The 15062-nt window shown below is 73.0% G+C and carries 16 protein-coding genes and 1 pseudogene; 10 read left to right on the plus strand and 7 right to left on the minus strand.

Annotated features, from left to right (window positions below; translation table 11 throughout):
- The first annotated feature begins 486 nt into the window (after positions 1-486).
- From C8250_RS05355 to C8250_RS05375, 6 genes are all read left to right on the plus strand, one after another.
- On the plus strand, positions 487-1437 hold the full coding sequence (locus C8250_RS05355; RefSeq protein ID WP_138353474.1) for an ABC transporter permease: 951 nt from the start codon (positions 487-489) through the stop codon (positions 1435-1437).
- The gene (locus tag C8250_RS05360) at positions 1434-2333 is read left to right on the plus strand and encodes an ABC transporter permease (RefSeq protein ID WP_138353473.1); all 900 of its coding nucleotides are present in this window, start codon (positions 1434-1436) and stop codon (positions 2331-2333) included. The genes C8250_RS05355 and C8250_RS05360 overlap by 4 nt, the downstream gene beginning before the upstream one ends.
- Complete coding sequence (locus tag C8250_RS42920; RefSeq protein ID WP_203218424.1) at positions 2330-3148, plus strand: ABC transporter ATP-binding protein; 819 nt, start codon at positions 2330-2332, stop codon at positions 3146-3148. Before C8250_RS05360 ends, C8250_RS42920 begins: the two co-directional genes overlap by 4 nt.
- The gene (locus C8250_RS42925; RefSeq protein WP_198359122.1) at positions 3145-3942 is read left to right on the plus strand and encodes an ABC transporter ATP-binding protein; all 798 of its coding nucleotides are present in this window, start codon (positions 3145-3147) and stop codon (positions 3940-3942) included. Before C8250_RS42920 ends, C8250_RS42925 begins: the two co-directional genes overlap by 4 nt.
- Before the next feature lie 78 nt (positions 3943-4020).
- Positions 4021-5655: an ABC transporter substrate-binding protein gene (locus C8250_RS05370; RefSeq protein WP_138353472.1), complete on the plus strand. Its 1635-nt coding sequence runs from the start codon at positions 4021-4023 to the stop codon at positions 5653-5655.
- A 47-nt stretch (positions 5656-5702) separates the two neighbouring features.
- Complete coding sequence (locus C8250_RS05375) at positions 5703-6728, plus strand: LLM class F420-dependent oxidoreductase (RefSeq protein WP_138353471.1); 1026 nt, start codon at positions 5703-5705, stop codon at positions 6726-6728.
- 43 nt (positions 6729-6771) lie between these two features.
- On the opposite strand, the gene C8250_RS05380 is transcribed toward C8250_RS05375, so the two are convergent.
- The gene (locus C8250_RS05380) at positions 6772-8907 is read right to left on the minus strand and encodes a tetratricopeptide repeat protein (RefSeq protein ID WP_138353470.1); all 2136 of its coding nucleotides are present in this window, start codon (positions 8905-8907) and stop codon (positions 6772-6774) included.
- A gap of 49 nt (positions 8908-8956) precedes the next feature.
- Between C8250_RS05380 and C8250_RS43065 the strand changes: the two genes are divergently transcribed.
- Complete coding sequence (locus C8250_RS43065) at positions 8957-9136, plus strand: hypothetical protein (protein ID WP_198359123.1); 180 nt, start codon at positions 8957-8959, stop codon at positions 9134-9136.
- A gap of 632 nt (positions 9137-9768) precedes the next feature.
- The gene (locus C8250_RS05385) at positions 9769-9945 is read left to right on the plus strand and encodes a hypothetical protein (RefSeq protein ID WP_164292744.1); all 177 of its coding nucleotides are present in this window, start codon (positions 9769-9771) and stop codon (positions 9943-9945) included.
- Between the two features lie 38 nt (positions 9946-9983).
- On the opposite strand, the gene C8250_RS05390 is transcribed toward C8250_RS05385, so the two are convergent.
- On the minus strand, positions 9984-10343 hold the full coding sequence (locus C8250_RS05390) for an STAS domain-containing protein (protein ID WP_244808976.1): 360 nt from the start codon (positions 10341-10343) through the stop codon (positions 9984-9986).
- A gap of 315 nt (positions 10344-10658) precedes the next feature.
- On the opposite strand from C8250_RS05390, the gene C8250_RS05395 reads away from it, so the two are divergent.
- Positions 10659-10880: a hypothetical protein gene (locus C8250_RS05395; protein ID WP_138353469.1), complete on the plus strand. Its 222-nt coding sequence runs from the start codon at positions 10659-10661 to the stop codon at positions 10878-10880.
- A 48-nt stretch (positions 10881-10928) separates the two neighbouring features.
- On the opposite strand, the gene C8250_RS05400 is transcribed toward C8250_RS05395, so the two are convergent.
- The 5 genes from C8250_RS05400 to C8250_RS05420 all read right to left on the minus strand — a co-directional run bounded on the left by C8250_RS05400 (position 10929) and on the right by C8250_RS05420 (position 14614).
- A complete protein-coding gene (locus tag C8250_RS05400; RefSeq protein ID WP_138353468.1) occupies positions 10929-11843 on the minus strand; it encodes a GNAT family N-acetyltransferase in 915 nt (304 codons plus the stop codon).
- Between the two features lie 131 nt (positions 11844-11974).
- The gene (locus C8250_RS05405) at positions 11975-12916 is read right to left on the minus strand and encodes a sigma-70 family RNA polymerase sigma factor (RefSeq protein WP_138353467.1); all 942 of its coding nucleotides are present in this window, start codon (positions 12914-12916) and stop codon (positions 11975-11977) included.
- 127 nt (positions 12917-13043) lie between these two features.
- A complete protein-coding gene (locus tag C8250_RS05410; RefSeq protein ID WP_232485997.1) occupies positions 13044-13640 on the minus strand; it encodes a TIGR03086 family metal-binding protein in 597 nt (198 codons plus the stop codon).
- A gap of 445 nt (positions 13641-14085) precedes the next feature.
- Complete coding sequence (locus C8250_RS05415; RefSeq protein ID WP_138353465.1) at positions 14086-14277, minus strand: ferredoxin; 192 nt, start codon at positions 14275-14277, stop codon at positions 14086-14088.
- A 61-nt stretch (positions 14278-14338) separates the two neighbouring features.
- Complete coding sequence (locus C8250_RS05420) at positions 14339-14614, minus strand: cytochrome P450 (protein WP_244808977.1); 276 nt, start codon at positions 14612-14614, stop codon at positions 14339-14341.
- Positions 14615-14645: 31 nt separating this feature from the next.
- Here C8250_RS05420 and C8250_RS43360 point away from each other — a divergent pair.
- Positions 14646-14864: pseudogene (locus C8250_RS43360) on the plus strand (hypothetical protein); the annotation flags it as partial.
- Between the last annotated feature and the right edge of the window lie 198 nt (positions 14865-15062).

The raw sequence follows: 15062 nt of genomic DNA on the forward strand, positions 1-15062 counted from the left end.
TAGGACGCGGGTTCCGCCCTGTTCCATGACGGTTCCGTGGTCCCGGGAACGTCACTGACGGATCATCAGAGGGGCGGCTGGCCGCTGCTGGAGGAGGGGCGCTGCCGGGCAGCCAGGGGCTGGGCGGTCAGCGCCGGGCGCCGGGGCGACATGTCTCGTCGAAGCACCTGCGGTGCCACGAGCCGCAGATGCCGACCAAGGTGAAGTCGGTGCGCCGGATAGCCATGCGCGCAGGGTAATTCCGAACGCGAGTACGGGTCAAGGTCGGTCCACGACCCGTGCCGCGGGGCAGCGTGCTGATCCGCACCCCGGATCCTATGACCACAGGTAACCGCATGAACGCCTGGCTGGCTGCCGCCCGGCCGGCTGAGCCACCTTCTTCCCATCGGCCGGAGTGACCGGCCCTGGAAGGACCACGCTCATGCCAGCCCCTGCCCGTCTCCCCGTCGCCCGGCCGCCGGGCGCCCCGCTCCGGCCGGTGCCCGCATGAGACGGTTCCTGATCCGGCGGCTGCTGCTCGCGGTGCCCACCCTCGTCGGTGTGACGCTGGTGGTCTTCGCCACCGTGGCCCTGGTGCCCGGCGACCCGGTCAGCGCGTTCCTGGGCCCCGGGGCTCCGCCGCAGGCGCACCAGGAGCTGACCGACCGTCTCGGCCTGGACCGGCCGCTGCCCGTGCAGTACGCCGACTGGCTGACACACGCGCTGCACGGCGACCTCGGCACGTCGATCGCCGGCCAGCGCCCCGTCGACCAACTGCTGCTGCCGGCAATGGGCCAGACCCTGATCCTGTCGGCTGCGGCGTTCACGCTGGTCCTCGTCGGCGGAATCGTGCTCGGTGCCGTCAGCGCCCTGCGGCCCCGCGGTCCGCTCGGCAGGGTGTCGGGCGCGCTGAGCACCGTGTCGGTCTCCGCCCCGCAGTACTCGGTGGCGCTGCTGCTGATCGCCGTCTTCGCGGTGCGGCTCGGCTGCCTGCCGGCCGGCGGTACGCATGACGTCTTCGGCGACGGCGGCCTGCCGGACCTGCTGCGCCATCTGATCCTGCCCGCCGTGGCGGCCGCCCTGGTGCCGCTCGGCCTCACCGCCAAGGTGTTCCGGGCCGCGCTCGGTTCGGTCCTCGCGGGGGATCTCGCCGACAGTCTGCGGGCCCGCGGGCTGAGCCGTACGGCCGTGCTGCGGCACTGCGTGCACAACGCCTCCCCCGCGCTGCTCACCATCGGCGGCCTCCAACTGGCCTATCTGCTGGAGGGCGTGGTCTTCGTGGAGACGCTCTTCGCCTGGCCCGGCCTCGGACATCTGCTCTACGACGCCCTCACCGCACGCGACCTGCCCCTCATCCAGGGCGGCGTCCTGGTGGTCGCGGTGGCCTTCGTCGGCGTCAACATCCTGGTCGACATCGCCCACGCCTGGATCGACCCGCGCGTCCGGAGCCCCCGATGACCGTGCTCCGTACCGGTACCTCCGCCCGAGGGCGGCTCCCCTTCCGAGCCCTGCGGGCCGCCGCACTGCGACGTGACGCCGGGCTGCTGCTGCCCGCCGCACTCGCCGCGCTGCTGCTCCTGGTGGCCGTCGCCGCACCGCTGATCGCCCCGTACGACCCGGTCGCCGGATCACTGCGGGTGCGCCTGCTCGACCCCGGCAGCCCCGGCCATCTCCTGGGGACCGACGGGCAGGGCCGCGACGTGCTCAGCCGGCTCGTCTGGGCCGCCCGCCCCTCCCTGATCGGCGGGTTCGTCCCGGTGGCGATCGCCGCGACGGCAGGCACCGCGCTGGGCATCGCCGCCGGGCTCGGCGGCCGGGTCACCGAACAGGCGCTGCTGCGGTCGCTCGACGTCCTGTACGCCTTCCCGGGCATCCTGCTGGCGATGACCATCGCCACCCTGATGCCGGCGGGCCTCGGCGCGACCGTGCTCTCGCTGTCGGTGGTGCTCACCCCGGCGGTGGCCCGGGTCGCCCATACCGAGGTGGCGCGGATCCGCACCGCCGAATACCTGGAGGCGGCCAGGGTCAGCGGAGCCGGCCGCACGCTCGTCGCCGTACGCCAGGTCCTGCCGGTCGTCGCGCCGGTGATCCTGGCCTACGCCTCGTCCCTGATCGGGCTGTCCGTGGTGTACGCGGCCGGGCTCTCCTTCCTCGGCCTCGGCGTCCCGCCACCCACCGCCGAATGGGGAGCGATGCTGGATGACTTGCGTCCCAGCCTGCTGACCCACCCCGGTGTCGCCGTCCTTCCCGCGCTCACCATCCTCATCGTCTCGGTGGTCTGCAACACCCTCGGCGAGGCCCTGCGGCGCCGCATCGGCGACACGGGTGACCTCGCCGCGGAGGCGGTCCGATGACCCCGCACGCGCCGCCGGCGACCGGCCGACCCGGGCTGCTCGTCGAGGAGTTGTCCGTCGACCACCCGGGCCGGGACTCCCCCGTGCACGCCGTGGACGCCGTGTCGCTCTCCGTCGAACCGGGCGGTGCGCTGGTGCTGCTCGGTGAGTCGGGCAGCGGCAAGACCACACTCGCCAGGACCGTGCTCGGGCTGCCCGGCCGGAACGCCCGGGTCACCGGCCGGATACGACTCGGCGGGACCGATCTGCGCGCGCTGACCGAGCGGGAGTTCTCCCGGGTGCGGGGCAGCCGGATCGGCTATGTGCCGCAGGATCCCACCGGTTCGCTCGATCCGCTGCGCCGCATCGGTCCGCAGATCACCGAAGTCCTGCGCCGGCACCGCGTGGTCACCACCCGCCGCGCGGCCCGGGACGCCGTACCCGGGCTGCTGACCACGGCGGGGATCCCGGAGCCGGAGCGCATCGCGCGCAGCTTTCCGCATGAGCTCTCCGGCGGGCTGCGCCAGCGTGCGGCCATCGCTCTCGCGGTCGCCTGCGAGCCCGAACTGCTGATCGCCGATGAGCCGACCACCGCGCTCGACGCGCTGGTCCGATCGCAGATCCTGGATCTGTTCGGCAGTCTGCGCAGCAGGCACGGTATCGCGGTACTGCTGGTCACCCACGACCTGTCGGTGGCCCGGCGGGTGGGCGGACAGGTGGCGGTGATGCGCGCCGGGCGCATCGTCGAGTCCGGCCCCGCCGGCCAGGTGCTCTCCCGGCCGGCGCACTCCTTCACCGCCGAACTCGTCGCGGCCCGGGCGGGGGCACGCCGATGAGCGTCAGCGCGGGGACCGGCCACGAGGACACTCCCCTGCTTCATCTCACCGACGTCACCAAGCGCTACCCGGGCGGGCGGCTCGCGCTGGGAGGGGTCAGTCTGGGCGTCGGGCGCGGCGAGACGGTCGGCCTGGTCGGCGAGTCCGGCTCGGGCAAGTCCACCCTCGCCCGACTGGCGCTGGGGCTGCTCGCCCCCGACACCGGTTCGGTCCGCTTCGCCGGCCACGACCCCCACCGGCTCCGCGGCCGGAGCGCACGTGCGGTACGCGGACGGCTGCAGTTCGTTCCGCAGAATCCCGGCGGCTCGCTCAACCCCGGCCTGCGGGCCGGGGAGGCGGTGGCGTTCCCGCTGGGCCTGCACGGCGTCCCGCGACGGGACCGGCCGCAGGCGGTGGCCGCCCTCTTCCAGCAGGTCGGGCTCGACCCGGGGCTGGCCCGGCGGTACCCGCGCGAACTGTCCGGCGGTCAGCTGCAGAGGGTGGCCATCGCGCGCGCCCTGGCCCCCGGCCCGGAGCTGCTGGTCTGTGACGAGCCCACCTCGGCGCTGGACCGCACCGTTCAGGCACAGGTCCTGGACCTGCTGGTGGAGCTCCAGGACCGCACCGGTATCGGGTGTCTGTTCATCTCCCACGACCTCGCGGTCGTCCGGCACCTCGCCGACCGGGTGCTGGTCCTACGGCACGGACAGGTGGTGGAGGAGGGGCCGGTCGCCGACCTGTGGCGGGCGCCCCGCCATCCCTACACCCGCGCTCTGCTCGCCGCCGCAGGCGACGAACCGGCCGATCTCCCCTGACCGTTCGGGCCGCCCCCGCCCGATCCATTTCCTTGTACCCGTCGACACCGACATCTCCACCGACCCCGAGGACTCACGATGACGCACCACCACGCCACGCCACGCTTCCGGCGCAGAACCGGGGCCCTGCTGACCGCGGGACTGCTGCTCGCGGCTGCCGGCTGCGGATCGGCGGCCACCACGACGGGTTCGGACGGTCCGGGTGCCTCCGACACCAACGGCCGGGGCGGCACACTCGTCATCGGCGCGACCGGCAAGCTGCCCAACCCCGACACCGTCATCGGCGGCGCCGGATTCGAGGGCAAGCGCCTGGTCGGCTTCCAGCTGTACGAGGGCCTCACCCGTTACGACCTGTCCAGGACCGACGCGCCCCCGGAGATCACCGGCGCGCTCGCGGAGTCCTGGAAGGTCGCGGCCGATGCCAGGACCTGGACCTTCACCCTGCGCAAGGGCGTGAAGTTCCAGGACGGCACCCCCTTCGACGCCGACTCGGTCGTCTTCAACCTCGACCGGTACCTCGACAAGCACAACGCGCAGTGCACCGACGCGCTCGGCGCCGCCGCGCAGGAGTACGCCGGGGACATCGCCACGTACCGCAAGGTCGACGCCGACCACGTCGAACTGGTCACCACCGCGCCCAACGGACACTTCCCCGAGGACCTCGCCCATGTCCTGATCGCGAGCCCCACCGCCGTACGGAAGTACGGAACGGCCGACTTCGGGCAGCACCCGGTCGGCACCGGGCCCTTCGCGTTCAGCTCCCAGACCGCCGGGCAGGAGATCGACCTGGTCGCCTACAAGGGGTACTGGCGCGGTGCGCCGAAGCTCGACCGGCTGGTGATCAAGTCGCTCCCGGACGTCGCCGCCCGTACCGCGGCGCTGCGCTCCGGCGGCGTCAACTGGATCGAGTACCCCAACCCCGACGACATCGACAGCCTCAAGGCCGACGGGGTGCAGCTCGTCACCAACAGCTACGACCACCTGTGGTACTGGATCCTGGACACGTCGAGAGCACCGTGGAACGACCCGCGGGTCCGGCAGGCGGCCAACTTCGCCATCGACCGCAAGGCGATCGCCGGCAAGCTGCTGCACGGTACCGCCGACCCGGCCTACCAGGCCGCGCCCCGGGCCACCTTCGCCTTCGACCCGGCCGGCGACGCGTACTCCTACGACCCGGCCAAGGCCAGGCAGTTGCTGGCCGAGGCGGGCAAGGCGGGCGGCTTCAGCACCACCGTCACCGTTCCGACCGGCGGCTCGGGCAACCTGCTGCCGGTGCCGATCAGCGAGGCGATCCAGCACGACCTCGCCGCCGTCGGCATCAAGGTGCAGCTCCGCACCACCGACTGGTCGACCCTGATCAGCGCCGAGGCCAAGGGCCAGGTCGCGCTCGGCTCGGACGCGATCGCGCAGTCCACCACCCTGTTCCAGTCCGAGGCGCTGCTGCCGCTCTTCATCGGCAGCAAGAGCCCCTTCTGGACGGGCCACTACACCAACGCGCGGGTGGACACCCTGCTCGCGTCCGCGTCGGCCTCGACGGACCAGGCCAAGCGGCGGGCCGACTACCGGCAGGCGCTGGATCTGGTGACCAAGGACGCGCCGTGGCTCTTCGTGGTGAACGACCGCAATCCGCGGGCGCTGTCACCCAAGGTCCGCGGTCTGGTGCAGCCGCAGTCATGGTTCCTGGACCTGACGACGGTCTGGGTCCGCAAGTAGCCCGGCGCTTCCCGCCGTTCACCCGCCACGAGAGGACCGTCGCCCCCATGACCGCCCCGCACGACCTGCCTCCGCGCCTCGCGGCGGCCCCACCGCGGTGGGGCATCACCCTGCCGCTGCCGGGGCTCACCATCGACCGGCACCGCTTCATCGTCGAACGGCTCCCGGACCTCGGCTACACCGACGTCTGGAGCGCCGAGGGCGGCGGGACCGACGCCTTCACCCCGCTGGCCGCGGCAGCCGCCTGGTCCTCGTCGCTGCGCATCGGCACCGGCATCGTCCCGGTGCACACCCGCGGTCCCGCGGTACTCGCCCAGACCGCCGCGACCCTCGCCCAACTCGCCCCCGGACGGGTGCTCCTGGGGATCGGCGCCTCCGTACCGGCCCATGTCACGGACATCAACGGCATCCCGTTCGACGAACCGTTCAAACGCACCCGGGACGTCCTGCGGTTCGTCACCCGTGCGCTGCGCGGCGAACACGTCTCCGGGGACTTCGACACCTTCTCCATCACCGGTTTCCAGCTGCCGCACCCGCCGGCCGCCCCGGTCAAGGTCATCCTGGGCGCGCTGCGTCCTGGCATGCTGCGGCTGGGGTTCACCGAGGGGGACGGGGCGATCACCAATCTGCTCTTCCCCGAGGACGTCCCCACCGTGCTGAACGCGGTCGGGCCGCAGCCGGCCGGCAAGGAGCTGGTGGTGAAGGTGTTCGTGTGCCCCACCGAGGACACCGACTACGCCCACCGCGCCACCCGCCCCTTCCTTGCGTGGATCCTCAACCGCGAGCCGTACCGCAAGTTCCACGAGTGGCTCGGGCACGGCGAGTTGCTGCGGGAGTCGCACGAACGGTGGGAGGCCGGCGATCCCGAGGGCGCCCAGAAGTCGCTGCCGGACGAGGTCGTGGACGGTCTGTTCATCAGCGGATCGCCCGAGGAGTGCCGGGAGCGGATTCTGCGGTACCACATCCCGGGGGTGACCACGATCCAGCTGTACGTCTCGCTGCCGCCGGAGGTCTTCGTCAGCCGCGCCAAGCTGCTCGACACGCTGGCCCGGCTGGGACCCGCCGCCGGATGAGCGGTGTCTGGTCCGTGGGGGTACGGGTGTGGCTCCGCACGGTCTAGGAGCCGGCGAGGCTGCCCCAGTGCTTCAGCAGCTCCGCCACTTCGCGGGTCCGGGGATGTTCCGCGCCCTGGACCCGCGTCATGTCGGCCAGCAGGGTCGTCAGACGGGTCCTCGCCCCGGCGCGGTCGCCCGCCCTGTCCTGCAGTTCGGCACTCTGCTGCCGGGTTCGCAGCGCCCGGGGATGGTCGGCGCCCAGGATCCGGTCGATGAGCGGCTGGAGACCGGCCAGTTCGGTCACGGCGTCGGCCGGGCGGCCGGTGAGGCCGCTCCAGAAGGCGAGGTTGACGCGGCAGGTGAGGGTCGTCGGATGGTCGGCCCCGAGCGCGCGTTCCGCGTCGTGCGCGGCGGCGGCGAACTCCTCGACCGCCTGCTCGGGGCTGCCTGCCAGGCCCCGCCAGTAGGCGAGGTTGTGCCGGGCGACGAGGGTGTCGTGGTGGAGTGGTCCGGCGGCCGTGCACAGGGCGTCGACGGCCTTGAGGTGCATCTCGACCGCCGCGTCGGGGTCTCCCGCCTCCCCGATCCACCGTCCCAGGTCGGTGAGGGCACCGAGGGTGGCCGGGTCGCCGAGGCCCCGTTCCCGCTCCAGGTCCTCGGCGACCGCGGCGTAGGCGTCACGCGCGGCGACCGCGTCGCCCGCGAGCCCCCGGCACATGGCGGCGTAGCCGCGGGCGTCGAGAGTGAGCGCGGCGCCCGGCCCGAGCGCGCGGGCCGCGTCGGCGGCGAGGGTGGTGAAGGCCTCCGACGCCTCGCCGACCGCGCCCGACTCCATCAGGAAGCGGGCTTCGTGCAGCCGCACGGACAGCGTGTCGGGATCCGCCGCGCCGAGGTTCCGTTCGGCCTCGCTCCGGATCGCGGTCAGCTCGGCGTGGGCGGCGGTGGCGTTGCCGCGGTCACCGACGGCCTGGGCGACCTGCGAGCGGAGGAACAGGACGTCCCGGTGCCCCTCCCCCAGCCGGGCCCGTGCCCGGACCAGTAGTTCGGAGCAGGTGTCCCGGGCGGCGGCGGCCCGGCCCAGACCGGTCAGATGGGGACCGGTACGGCGCAGCACGGGATGCATCCGGCCCTCCCGGAACAGGTCGCCGGCCGTCAGCCGGAGCGCCTCCACATTGCGGTACAGAGCGGCCGCGAGGTCGGGACGGATCTCCCGCGACGCCCAGACCTCTTCCAGTGCGTCCGCCGCCGCGGCGGCCAGGGCCGGCCGGTCACCGGCAGGTACGGTCTCCCGCGCGGCGCGCTGCACCAGGGCGTGCGCCTCGACCGTGGCGGGGCCGCGTTCGCTGTCGTGGGTGACCAGGCTCAGCCGGTGCAGGGCGCGCAGCGCGAGGAGGACGTCCCGTTCCCGCGGCCGGTCCTGCTCCTTGCCGATCCAGCGCCGGGCGGCGCCGGTGTGCAGCACCACCTCGGGTATGCCGCCGGGAGCCAGCATCGCCACCAGTTCCAGCGCCGCGCGGACCGTCCCGGGGTGGGCCAGCGTCTCGGCGCGTTCGAGGGCCGGCCGGAAGGTGCTGGACACCGTCCCGCCGTGTTCGTCGGCCGGGGACGAGGAGGGGAACAGGTCCGCCAGCGTCTCCTGCTGGTCGTCGAGGAGCCGCCGGTACTGCGCGAGGCTCAAGCCTGTGTCGATGACGAACGCCGCCGCCTGGGACAGCGCCAGCGGGAAGCAGCCCAACGCCTCGGCGAGGGACTCCACTCCGGTGTCGTCCTGCGGTCCCGTGATGCTGTCGGAGGCCGGGGACGACGAAGGGCCTGGAGCCGCGCTGAGGCGGGCACGCAGACATCCCGCGGCTTCCTCTGGGGTGAACATCCCGACCCGGATGATCCGGGCGGACGGCCGGATCACCGACGCGTCGCGGCGGCGGGTGGTGACGACGCTCGTCCCGTGGTCGCCGACGGGCCAGATCCCCGCCAGTTCCGCCGGGTCGTCGACGTCGTCCAGCACCACGAGCCACGGCCGGGTGGTCGTACGCAGCCAGCCGACGAACAGGTCCGCCTCCGCCTCCTCGTCCCATCCCCGGTCCCCGCCACCGGCGTCCCGGGCGCCGGCGGCACCCTCGCCGGCCATCACCCGCCAGGCGCGGGCACAGGCCGTCAGTGCCGACTGACGGGACGACGCGGGAACCCAGACCGCCAACTGGCCGCGCTGCCGGGCGCGGTGGAAGGCGGCCGCCGCCAGCTGCGACTTGCCGACCCCCGCCCGCCCCGGTGAACACGACCTGGCGGACCTGACCCTCCTCGATGGCGGAGTCCAGCGCGCCGGCCAGGTCCGGGCGCTCCCGCAGGGCCGCCGCGTCGCTCGGCGGACGGCCGACGGCAAGGCCGCGCGCCGCTCCCGCCGGGCCCGGTTCCGTTCCGGCACTTGATTCCGCGGCGCCGTTCCGGGCAGGGGAGCGTTCCTCGTAGGCGGCGCGCCACAGCCGTTCCCACTGCGCGATGGACAGCCGGGGAGCCGGTCCCGGCCCGGTTCTGGCCACCGCGGTCTCGACGGCGCGGACCACGGCCACGACGACGTCGAAGTCCCGTGGCACCGACCGGCCGCCGAGCCACTCCCCCAGCCGCCGGGCGTTGACCTCGACCCTGCGCCCCGACGGCAGCGCCGTGCGGCCGGCGCGGCGCGCCAGTGTCTCGTCCGACACGTCGGGCAACTCCCGGCGCAGACGCGCCAGCGCCTCCGCGAACGCCGCCCGTGCCTCCCCGGATCCGCGCCCGGTCACCGCCGCCACCCCCGCCCCCGCTCCCCGCGCCGCACCGGCCGATGTGAGTCCTGTGGGCCCACTGCCGCGTCGAGGTTCCCAGTCTGCCGTCCGGAGCGGCTGTTCGGCCGGTGTTCCCGGAGCGGGCCGCACCGGGGACCGGCTGTTTTCTCGGCGACCCCACTCCGACCTGGCACGACGTGAGTTGCGGCGCGGACGAACCCGCGACGGGGCCGCGCGGCCGTGGCTACGTTCGACCCATGCCGCAGGGACAGCGCGGCACTCTTCAGTGAGGAGCGGAAATGACGCAGCAGCAGACGCGCGGCCCCCTTGGCCGGTGGAAGGCGTTGATCTTGTTCGGGGTGGTGTGCAACGCCATAGGCCTCTTCACCCACGTGCCGGTGTGGACGCTACTGGGAGCGCCCACCGCCTTGGTCGGCGTGATCGGCCTGTTCGCGGCGCGGCGTCCGCGGACCTGAGCGGACCTGAGCGGATCTGAGAGGACCTGACCGGGGGGCTAAGGGGCCGGTTCGGGGGCCGGCATGTGCTCCAGCAGGTCGAAGTGCAGCCGGAGTTCGGGGAGCCGGAGGATCCGCAGCGTCGGCGGGTGGGTGCAGAGCAGTCGGAGCCGGCCGTCACGGGCGACCGCCCGGCTGCGGGCGCGCACCAGGGTCGTTATGCCGCTGCCGTCGAGGAAGTCCACCTGCCGCAGATCGATGAGCAGGTCAGGGTGGACGCCCTCGGTCAGGTCGTCCAGGAAGCGGGTGAGGTCGGGGGCGGTCAGAAGGTCGATCTCGCCGCGAAGCGGCACCACGGTGCAATCCCCGTGGGTACGGGTGTGATCCGGTGAGAACACGGGCAGGGTGGACTCTTCCACGACGGCTCCCTCAGCTACGGGACGATCGTGCGGGGGTACCGACAGGGTCAGGGTCGACGCGAGTCACCGTACGGGCACCCGGCGCGATCCGGACCTGTTTCACGGAACAGCTGCGTCCTGACCCCCAACAGTGCTAGGGGTCGGGTCCGTGCTCCGCCGGATCGGCATCGATCGCACCGCGACCACCCGCTGTGCCGGCTGCGCTCCGGCGGTGGTCAGCAAGGGGCGGACCGGGGAATCTCCGGGGCCGGCGGTTCGTTGGCGGAGTGGGAGCCAGAGGGTTCCCATCTGTGCCGAGCCGAGTCCGGGGTCGCCATGAACGCACGTCATGAACGAGCGGGTCATTCCAACGGGCAGGGCCTCGACGGGCAGCGTCCCGCCGAAGACCCGGCCGAGGGGCGGGCCGCCCGCTTCGGGCAGCTTCCCGAGCGCATAGCGCCGGAGCAGATGGTCGAGGAGAGCCCGTCGGATCCGCCGAACGACCCCCAGTTCGGCCGCAACCCCGACAACGACTGGCTGATCCGCTACTGCGCCTGACGCAAGGGAGCCGGGAAGAGGTCCGATCCGGTCCCGGTCCGGTCACTGTTACGGCAGGGAGCCGGTCCTCGTCGGCAGTTCGATGGACCGGGTCTCCTCGACCACCGGGTAGCCCGCGCTGGTGTACAGGCTCATCGCCACCTCGTTCCCACCGAACACGTTGAACATCAGGGCGGAGTCGCCGGCCTCGACGGTGGCCCGCTCCCCCACGGCCATCGCGGCCCTGCCGTACCCCTTGCCGCGGTGTTCCTCGTCGACCTCCAGCGAGAAGCCGAAGGTCACCCCCGGCATGTGGTGGTGCTTCAGCCACCCGGTGCCGATCCGGGCTCCCGCGTGCTCCAGGACCAGGATGGAATGGTCCTCGGTGTCCAGGCCTTCGGGGATCAGTTCCGTGTAAGCCCTGTCGGCCTTCTTGCGGGCCTCGTCAGGGGTCGTGGCACCGGACCGGACGATATCGGCGGCGAAGGCCGCGTTCTCGGCCGCCAGCCACCCCGGATACTCGGCCGGTGTCATCGGCCGGGCGGTGACCCCGTCGAACGGCGTCGCCGCGGCGGCGATGACGCGCATTCTGAGCTGGCCCCGCACTGGGTAATCGGCGAAGAGTACGTCCGGCTCGACGAGCCGCACGGCGACCCGCGTCGCGCCCTGCCGCCCGCACCATCCCTCGGCCCAGGTCCTGGCGGCCCGTTCATGGCCCTGCCCGGCGTGGGCCGCGTCGACCCAGAGGTCGCCGATGCGGCCGGTGGGGGTGTCCGCTTCCATCGTCACCGCGACGAAGCCCACTCCGGTACCGGCCGAGAGGATCTCGGCGACGGTCCACTCGGCGATGCCGTCGCGCAGCCGTCCGAGGCTGAACTCCGCCGCCTCCTCGGGATACCCCACGGCACCGTACGCGGCGCGGAGCCGTCGTTCGAAGCCCGGCTGCCAGGTAGATGTATCGACAAGAACACTGAATTCCGTCACTCCGCCACTCTAGTGAACGGGGCTGACGCACCGTCGGGCCGGGCGCACGGCGCGGTGTTCGCTTTGGTGTTCGCTGCAGTGTTCACTGCGGTGTTCACTGTGGTGTTCGCCCACGCCGTACGCCCCCGCGGTCAGCCGATGCGGGAGAGCTTGTCGGGATTGGTCACGAAGTAGATGCCCTGCACCTGAGCACTGTCCGGGACCAGTTCGACGACCAGCACCGCGAAGGGCGATCCGGCGCGGAACAGCACCGCCGACGGGTCCCCGTTGATCCACTCGTAGCGGATGTCCAGGCCGCGTCCGACGCTGCCGGCGCGGGTGGACAGCAGCTTGGCCACCGTGTCGCGGCCGTGGACCGGCCGCAGTCCCGCGGCCGTGGCCTTGCCTCCGCCGTCGGCCCACAGCGTCACATCGGGCGCCAGCAGTTCGAGCAGGGCCCGCAGGTCACCGCCGGACACCGCCGCGGCGAACCGCTCGGTCACCTGCTGCCGCAGCCGCGGGTCGGCCCGGTAGCGGGGACGCCGGGCGTGCACGTGTTCACGGGCACGGTGCGCGAGCTGGCGGACCGCCGCGGGACTGCGGTCGAGGATGTCCGCGGTCTCGGTGTGGGCGTAGCCGAACAGCTCGTGCAGGACGAACACCGCGCGTTCCAGCGGGGTCAGGGTCTCCAGGACGACCAGCAGCGCCATCGACACCGACTCGGTGCGTTCGGCCACATCAGCGCCGTCACCGGTGGCCGTCGCGTCGGTGAGTGGCGTGATCAGCGGCTCGGGGAGCCACGGGCCGATGTACGTCTCACGCCGCCGGCTGATCACGGCCTGGCGCGCGAGCGCCTTGTTCACCGCGATCCGCACCAGGTACGGGCGCGGGACGAGGACCGGCTCCGCGCCGGGCGCTCCGACTCTGGACGTCCACGCCAGCCAGGTCTCCTGCAGGACGTCCTCGGTGTCGGCGACGCTGCCGAGCATGTCGTAGACGATCGAGAACAGCAGCTCACGGTGGCCGACGAACACCCCCGTGGCATCGTCCGCCGCCGTTTCGCGGGCACGGTCGGCGGGCGGGGTGTCGGACATCGTGGGCCTCCTGTCGCTGGTGCGACCTGAGAGCGGTACGGATGGCCGGAGTGTGACATCCGCACCGGGATTGTGGTCCACGTCTCATCGCGGCGCCGGCAAGTCCCACACCCGGTGGGCCGGTGCATCAGCCCCGCTGCTGGGGATCACGGCCGAAGAACGCCGCGAGGCGGTCGTACACCGGGGCGTCCGGGCGGGCGGTCACCTCCGGGCCGAAGGCCTCGGGGCCGCCTTCCTCGCCCCGGAACTCCGGGCGCAGCGCGCCCCGGGCCCAGCCGAGTGCCGCCTCGCCCACCTCGGGGTCGAGGGTGACCGGCCGGCCCAGCGCCTTCGCCAGGTCCCATGCGTGGACGGCGAACTCGGTGATCTGCTGGTCGACGGGAAACCTGGCGGGTACCTCGCCCATGCCGGGGAGCTCAATCGTGCCGGTGAGATCGCCGGCCCGCGCCCAGGTCCCGAGGAGCGCCGCGGAGCCGTCGGAGAAGGCCTCGGCCCGCCCGCTGCCCGTGCCCTGCCCCGACTCGCCCGCCGTGGGAGTACCGCCGCCGGCCCGTTTCGTGAACTGCTCCAGATCGTCGATGAGGTGATCGACCAATGCGGCGACGGTCCAGGCGCGGCAAGGGGTCGGCAGCGGCAGCTGGTCATCGGTGACCGAGGCGACGAGCGCGCCGGCCTGGTCCAGGGAGCGGGAGAGCAGCGCGAGGGGTTCGGCGGACGGCGTCATCGGCATTCCTCGGGTTCTGGAGCGCCGGACGGGGCCGCCGCGCTCCGAGCCGGCGTGAAGGACCGGCTCAATATCGCATCCGGATCATGAACCCGGGGCGGACGACACGATCCGCGGACCGGCGACGGCGGGACGCCGCGCACGGACACAGGTACCGCATCGGCTGCGCTCCGCGCCAACTGCGTTCTCCTTCAACGGCGTTCCCCCGAGCGGGCATCGAGCGGGGCGCCGAGGAAGCAGGGCGTGATCTCCCCAGGAGGGGGGTACGCGACGAGCGACCATTGTCACCCACGAGACCCGGGAGTGTGCCGTGGATTCTTCCCGCCTGTCGATGAGCGCCGTCGTGCGCGTGGTCTGCCCGCGGTGTCACCGCACCAAGTGCATCTGCGCGAAGCGGAGGCAGTGGTCCCACTGACCGGCCTCCCCCGGCGGGCCGCCGGCGGCGTCAGTCCGTGACGCCGATGGCCCCCGCCGGGCAGCACGCGACCGCTTCCTCGACAGCGGATTCCTCGCTCTCGGGTGGGCCGGCCAGCAGAAGAACCCGGCCGTCGTCGTCCGCCTGGTCGAAGACGTCGGGGGCGGTCAGGACGCAGAGGCCCGAGCTGCAGCACAGGGCGCGGTCGACGGTGACACGCACCGGGTACTCCTTCACGATGTCGTGATGGGGAGGGACGGCTGGTTCACGGCGGGGGCCGGGCTCACCAGACGACGGGCAGGTGGAAGAGTCCGAACACCGCCATGGTGTGGCGGAACGACAGCTCCCCGGCGGGAACGCCGATCCGCAGTCCCGGAAGTCTCCGTACGATGCCGGTGAGGGCGATCTGGAGTTCCAGGCGGGCCAGCGGCTGTCCCAGGCACTGGTGGACGCCGAAGCCGAAGGCCAGATGCCGGCGGCCGGGACGCCCCACGTCGAGCCGGTCCGGCTCGGGGAAGGCCCGTTCGTCGCGGTTGGCCGCGGCCAGTGGGACGAGCACACCCTCACCCGCCCGGACGGTGACGTCACCGAGCTCCGTCTTCGGCGTCGGGCAGGCCTTCTGGCGCACCGTCGGACATCCCCAGCGCGGAACGCCGGAGTTGGGCCCGATCCGGGAGGAGTGCGAACGGACGGCGCGCGCCGGCATCGGCGACGAGGCCTACGAGCGGGCCTTCCGGCGCGGCGCCTCCGCGAACCTCCAGGCCGCGCCGGCCTCCGTACTGGACGCCGCCTCCCCGATCGAGGCCTGATCCGGCCCGCTCGCGGATGAATCGGGCGCCGGTCAGTGTCGTCCGGGCCGGCGCGGGCTCCCCACCCACCCCCTGGGCCACACCCGTCCGGGCCCCCTGACCGTCCGCGGCAGCCACCCGCCGAAGGCCCAAAAGCCCCAGTTCAGGACGGTGGGGACGGACAAGGAGGGCAAGGTCACAGTCGTGGGCCTGCCCTGC

Origin of the sequence: Streptomyces sp. So13.3 (assembly GCF_005860785.2) — a bacterium.
Lineage (GTDB): Bacteria > Actinomycetota > Actinomycetes > Streptomycetales > Streptomycetaceae > Actinacidiphila > Actinacidiphila fildesensis.

Coding starts and splice junctions, on each gene's coding strand:
- C8250_RS05355 (WP_138353474.1), top strand. CDS start 487: ATGAGACGGTTCCTGATCCGGCGGCTGCTGCTCGCGGTGCCCACCCTC.
- C8250_RS05360 (WP_138353473.1), top strand. CDS start 1,434: ATGACCGTGCTCCGTACCGGTACCTCCGCCCGAGGGCGGCTCCCCTTC.
- C8250_RS42920 (WP_203218424.1), top strand. CDS start 2,330: ATGACCCCGCACGCGCCGCCGGCGACCGGCCGACCCGGGCTGCTCGTC.
- C8250_RS42925 (WP_198359122.1), top strand. CDS start 3,145: ATGAGCGTCAGCGCGGGGACCGGCCACGAGGACACTCCCCTGCTTCAT.
- C8250_RS05370 (WP_138353472.1), top strand. CDS start 4,021: ATGACGCACCACCACGCCACGCCACGCTTCCGGCGCAGAACCGGGGCC.
- C8250_RS05375 (WP_138353471.1), top strand. CDS start 5,703: ATGACCGCCCCGCACGACCTGCCTCCGCGCCTCGCGGCGGCCCCACCG.
- C8250_RS05385 (WP_164292744.1), top strand. CDS start 9,769: ATGACGCAGCAGCAGACGCGCGGCCCCCTTGGCCGGTGGAAGGCGTTG.
- C8250_RS05395 (WP_138353469.1), top strand. CDS start 10,659: ATGAACGCACGTCATGAACGAGCGGGTCATTCCAACGGGCAGGGCCTC.
- C8250_RS05405 (WP_138353467.1), bottom strand. CDS start 12,916: ATGTCCGACACCCCGCCCGCCGACCGTGCCCGCGAAACGGCGGCGGAC.
- C8250_RS05410 (WP_232485997.1), bottom strand. CDS start 13,640: ATGACGCCGTCCGCCGAACCCCTCGCGCTGCTCTCCCGCTCCCTGGAC.